Genomic DNA, 5567 nt, shown 5'->3' with positions numbered 1-5567 from the left:
CGCAGGCGGTGGCGCGGCAGGCGGCTCGGCGGGGGACTCGGCCGCTGCTGCCGCTGCTGCCGCTGCGGGCGCGACGGCCGGTGGCGAGGCCACCGGTGGCGCGTGGCGTGCGGACGGTGCCGCGACCAGCCACGCGGCCGCGGCGACGGCCGCGACCGCGGCGGCCGCGGCCCAAGGCCACGCGACGCGTCGCGAGCGCACCGGCTCGGCGTCGGCGGCCGCGTCGCCGTCGGCCTGGCTGTCGAGCCAGCGGCGCAGGTCCTGTGCGAGCGCGGCGGCGTTGGCGTAGCGCTGCGCCGGTTCGCGCGCCATCGCCCGCGCCGTGATCGCCGACAGCACCTGCGGCACGCCCGCGCGCAGCGAGCTCGCCGGCGGCGGGTCGTCCTCGAGCACCGCGCGGGTGATCTTGTCGAGCGAGTCGCCGTCGAAGGCCTTGCGTCCGGTGAGCAGCTCGTACAGCACGACGCCGAGCGCGTAGACGTCGGTGCGCTCGTCGATCGCGCCGTCTTGCAGCTGCTCGGGCGCGAGGTAGTGCGGCGAGCCGGCGACCAGCCCGTCGAGCGCAGCGATGCGCGCCGCATTGGGGCCGTGCACGACGCGCGCGATGCCGAAGTCGAGGATCTTGGGCTTGTCGTGCCTGCCGATGAAGATGTTGGCCGGCTTGATGTCGCAGTGCACGACGCCGCGCGCGTGCGCGTAGGCCAGCCCATCGGCGACGCGGCGCACCAGCCGCGCGGCCTCGATGGGCGTGGGCCGCCAGCCGTCGCGCAGCGCCTCGCGCAGGTCGCGGCCCTTGAGCCGCTCCATCGCGATGTACACGCCCTGCGCCGACAGGCCGGCGTCGTAGATCGTGACGATGTTCGGGTGGTTCAGCGCCGCGGCCAGCCGCGCCTCGTTGAGGAACAGGCGGTCGAGCGACACGCGCGACGGCGTGTCGACGTCGAACTGCAGCGTCTTGACCGCCACCGTGCGCGACAGCAGCGGATCCCAGGCCTCGTAGACCGTGCCCAGCCCGCCCTCGCCGAGCTTGCGCTTGAGCGCGTAGCGGCCGATGTGCGACTGCGTCGTGCCCGCCGCAGGCGTGCTGTCGCCGGGCTCGCCGACGACGATGTCGGTCGCGTCGTCGGCCGCGCCGACGGGCTGTTCGGAGGCAGCGAACTCCGGCGCCGGCAGCGACACCGTCGCGGCGAACTCGGAGGCAGGCGCGTCGGCGTGCGCGCGGCGCTGGAAGGGCACGATTCCCACGGCAGCGCAGCTTACGGGCAAGGCCCGTGGCGCGATGCCCGAAAAGCGTGGCTTTGGTCGCGCGATTAACGCCTTGTCACGACGCCGGGCGGCCCGTCACGCAACGCGTCACGGTGCACGGCGCTACAGCCGCCCGACGCAGCCGGGGGCACCGCAGCGGCACGCGAGCCGGCCCTCGTGGTGCGTCTCGCCGTAGTCGACGGTGACTTCCTCGCCCGGCTCGATCGCGCGCAGCGCGTAGAACTCGACGCGCCCGTCGCGGATGCACAGCCGCGCGTTCGGCGCGCACGAGTGGTTCGTGAAGCGCATCGGGTCGGTGCTGCCGCTGAAGTCGATCGCACGGCGCGGCGACACCTCGACGATCATGATGCGCTCGCTGCGCGTCGCGCGGATGCGCGCTTCAGACACGCTGATCGACTCGCCGCGAATCTCGCCGATCTTGCGCCGAGCCGGGATCGGCTCGGCGGCGAACACGCCGTGGCCGTCGATGGGGCTGGGCTGCACGCGCACGTCGTACTTCTGGTAGGGCGGGCGCACGACGCGCGGGGCGCTGTGGGCGGTGGGCGGTGGCGCGGCGACGGTCACGGCGGGCTCGGGCGGCAGGGGGGCGATGCTATCATCCGGGCCTTCGACAGCCCCGCCGACGGGGCAAATTTTCGTTGTGGATCAAGAACTTGGCAACGGCGACGGGTTTCCCGTCGCCGTTGTCCCATGAGTGGGCAGCATGCGCCTGAACCAGATCAAGCTCGCGGGCTTCAAGTCGTTCGCCGAACCGACGACGTTCCAGCTGCCCGGCCAGCTCGTCGGCGTCGTCGGGCCCAACGGCTGCGGCAAGAGCAACATCATCGACGCGGTGCGCTGGGTGCTGGGCGAAAGCAAGGCCAGCGAGCTGCGCGGCGAGTCGATGCAGGACGTGATCTTCAACGGCTCGGGCAACCGCAAGCCCGCCGGCCGCGCCAGCGTCGAGCTCGTGTTCGACAACAGCGACGCGCGCGCCGGCGGGCAGTGGAACGCGTTCACCGAGATCGCCGTCAAGCGCGTGCTCACGCGCGACGGCACGAGCAGCTACTACATCAACAACCAGCCGGTGCGCCGGCGCGACGTGCAGGACGTGTTCCTCGGCACCGGCCTGGGCCCGCGCGCCTACGCGATCATCGGCCAGGGCACGATCAGCCGCATCATCGAGAGCCGCCCCGAGGAGCTGCGCCTGTTCCTCGAGGAAGCCGCCGGCGTCTCCAAGTACAAGGAGCGCCGCCGCGAGACCGAGAACCGGCTCAAGGACACGCGCGAGAACTTGACGCGCGTCGAGGACATCTTGCGCGAACTCAATGCCAACCTCGAGAAGCTCGAGGGCCAGGCCGAGGTCGCGCAGAAGTACCACGAGCTGCAGGCGCTGGGCACGACGAAGCTGCACCAGCTGTGGTTCCTCAAGCACCGCGACGCCGCCGGCGAGGAAGAGCGCGTGCGCCGCGCCGTGGCCGACGCGACGACGGCGCTCGAGTCGCGCCTGGCCGAGCTGCGCCACCTCGAAGCCGAGCTCGAGTCGCTGCGCCAGGCGCACTACGCCGCCGGCGACGAGCTGCACGCCGCGCAGGGCGCCTACGGCGAGGCGCAGCTCGAGGTCAGCCGGCTCGAGGAGCGCATCCGCTACGTCGTCGACAGCCGCCAGCGCACCGAGCAGCGCCTGGCCGAGCTCGCCGCGCAGGACGCGATGTGGCACGAGCGTGCCGCGCAGGCCGCCGCCGAGGTCGAGCAGGTCGCCGCACAGATCGCGCAGGCCGACGAGCGCGCACAGGTGCTCGCGGCGCAGGCCGAGGAGCAGTCGCTGCAGCTGCCCGACGCCGAGGACGCGCTGCGCGCCGCGCAGGCGCGCAGCAACGAGCAGCGCGGCGCCGTCGCGCAGGTGCAGCAGCAGATCCAGGTGCTGGCCGCCGAGAGCCGCAGCATCGACGAGCAGAGCCGTCAGCTGCGCGCGCGCCGCGATCGCCTCACCGGCGAGCGCAGCCAGCTCGCCGCGCCCGACGCCGCGCGGCTCGACGAGCTGCGCGCACGCAGCGCGCAGGCCGACGCGCAGCAGGCCGAGGCCGATGCGCGGCTGCACGAGCTCGGCGAGCAGGTGCCCGTGCTCGACGCACAGCGCCGCGCGCAGCAGGACGAGGCGCAGCGCGAGGCGGCCAAGCTGGCCGATCTGACCGCGCGGCTCGAGGCGCTGCGCGCGCTGCAGGAGAAGGTGCGCACCGAGGGCAAGCTCAAGCCGTGGCTGGCCAAGCACGGCCTGGACACGCTCGCCGCGCTGTGGACCAAGGTGCACATCGAGCCGGGCTGGGAGACGGCGCTCGAGGCCGCGCTGCGCGAGCGGCTGAACGCGCTCGAGGTCGGCCGCATCGAGACCGTGCGCGCGTTTGCCGCCGACCCGCCGCCGGCCAAGCTCGCATTCTACACGCCGCAGGCGGTCGCACATCCCGACCCGCACCGCACGCTGCCGCGGCTGGCAGCGCTGCTGCGGCTGGGCGACGCCGGGCTGCAGGCGCTGCTCGAGGACTGGCTCGAGGGCGTCTACACCGCCGACTCGCTCGACGACGCGCTCGCCAAGCGCCCGCAGATCACGCACGGCGAAGTGATCATGACGCGCGAAGGGCACGCGGTGTCGCCCTTCGCGGTCGCGTTCTATGCGCCCGACAGCGAGCAGGCCGGCATGCTCGCGCGCGCGCAGGAGATCGAGAACCTCGACGCTGCGCGGCGGGCGCAGGCGCTGATCGCCGACGAGGCCCGGAGCGCGCTGGTGCGCTGCGAGGCCGCCTACAGCGAAGCGTCGGCGCGGCTCGCGCAGGCGCGACGCGAGGCGTCGGAAGCGCAGACGCGCGCGCACCAGCTGCATGTCGAGTTGCTGCGCCTGACGCAGCAGGCCGAGGCGGCGTCGCAGCGCCGCGGCCAGCTCGACGACGAGCTCGCCGAGATCGACGCGCAGCTCGAGGCGCTCGAGGAGCGCCGCGCCACCGGCGAAGCACGCTTCGAGGAGCTCGACCTCGAGCTCGCATCGGCGCAGGAGCGCCACGCCGAGCTCGACGAGGCAGTGCTCGCCGCCGAGCGGCGGCTGGCCGACGCGCGCGAGCAGCAGCGCCAGCTCGAGCGCGACGCGCAGGCCGCGCAGTTCGAGGCGCGCGCGCTCGCGGCGCGGCGCGGCGAGCTGCAGCGCGTGATCGACGACGCGCGGCGGCAGGTCGAGGCCAACGCCGCGTCGGCGGCGCAGCTGCGCGAGGAGCTCGCCACACTCGACGACGCCGCCGCGCAGGCCGGGCTGCAGACGGCGCTGGCGCTCAAGCTCGAGCGCGAGCAGGCGCTGGGCGCGGTGCGCAGCCGCTACGACGACCTCTCGGCGCGCCTGCGCGCCGGCGAGGAGCAGCGCCTGGCGATCGAGCGCAGCCTCGAGCCGATGCGCGAGAAGATCGGCAAGCTGCAGCTCGAGCAGCAGGCCGCCGCGCTCGGCGGCGCGCAGTACATGGAGCAGCTGACCGCCGCCGGCGTCGACCTCGACGCCCTGGCGCGCAGCATCGACGAAGGCGGCGTGCGGCTCGCCGGGCTGCAAGGCGAGATCGACCGCATCCAGCGCGAGATCGCGGCGCTGGGTGCCGTCAACCTCGCCGCGCTCGAGGAGCTGACCGCCGCGCGCGAGCGCAAGACCTTCCTCGACGCGCAGAACGCCGACCTGCTCGACGCGATCCAGACGCTCGAGGACGCGATCCGCAAGATCGACCTCGAGACGCGCGAGCTGCTGAAGAAGACCTTCGACGAGGTCAACGCGCACTTCGGGCGCATGTTCCCGCAGCTGTTCGGCGGCGGCAACGCGAAGCTCGTGATGACCGGCGACGAGATCCTCGACGCCGGCGTGCAGGTCATGGCGCAGCCGCCGGGCAAGAAGAACAGCACGATCCACCTGCTGTCGGGCGGCGAGAAGGCGCTCACCGCGATCGCGCTCGTGTTCGCGATCTTCCAGCTCAACCCGGCGCCGTTCTGCCTGCTCGACGAGGTCGACGCGCCGCTGGACGACGCCAACACCGAGCGCTACGCGAAGCTCGTGACCGAGATGAGCCGCGGCACGCAGTTCCTGTTCATCAGCCACAACAAGATCGCGATGGAGATGGCGCAGCAGCTGATCGGGGTGACGATGCCCGAGCAGGGCGTCTCGCGCATCGTCGCCGTCGACATGGAGCAGGCGGTCGGCATGGCCGAGGCGGCATGAGACACCCTGTGTCAACCCCCCGCTGTTTTGAGCAACATTTGAAGTCCGCCGTGTGCGCTGGGGTCGTAGGGTTTGCGGTCGA

Annotated in this window: 3 protein-coding genes; 1 reads left to right on the top strand and 2 read right to left on the bottom strand. The window is 73.0% G+C overall.

Translation table 11 applies throughout. The annotated features are described in order from the left end of the window. On the bottom strand, window positions 1–1245 hold a 1245-nt coding region (locus MOJ79_RS18550), incomplete at its 3' end, for a serine/threonine-protein kinase (RefSeq protein ID WP_241925493.1). Between the two features lie 123 nt (window positions 1246–1368). After that, a complete protein-coding gene (locus tag MOJ79_RS18545) occupies window positions 1369–1830 on the bottom strand; it encodes an SET domain-containing protein (protein ID WP_241925492.1) in 462 nt (153 codons plus the stop codon). A 139-nt stretch (window positions 1831–1969) separates the two neighbouring features. Here MOJ79_RS18545 and smc point away from each other — a divergent pair, with 139 nt between their 5' ends. Then, entirely contained in the window at window positions 1970–5485 is a 3516-nt protein-coding gene (gene smc / locus MOJ79_RS18540) for a chromosome segregation protein SMC (protein WP_241925491.1), read from the top strand. Window positions 5486–5567 lie beyond the last annotated feature (82 nt).

The sequence above is a fragment of the Calidifontimicrobium sp. SYSU G02091 genome, from assembly GCF_022631395.1.
Lineage (GTDB): Bacteria > Pseudomonadota > Gammaproteobacteria > Burkholderiales > Burkholderiaceae_C > Calidifontimicrobium > Calidifontimicrobium sediminis.
The sequence above is the reverse complement of the archived record's forward strand: the minus strand, read 5'-3'. Positions and strand labels throughout refer to the sequence as shown.

Excerpts from the sequence above, each read along its gene's own strand:
- smc (WP_241925491.1), top strand. The coding sequence starts at position 1,970 with ATGCGCCTGAACCAGATCAAGCTCGCGGGCTTCAAGTCGTTCGCCGAA.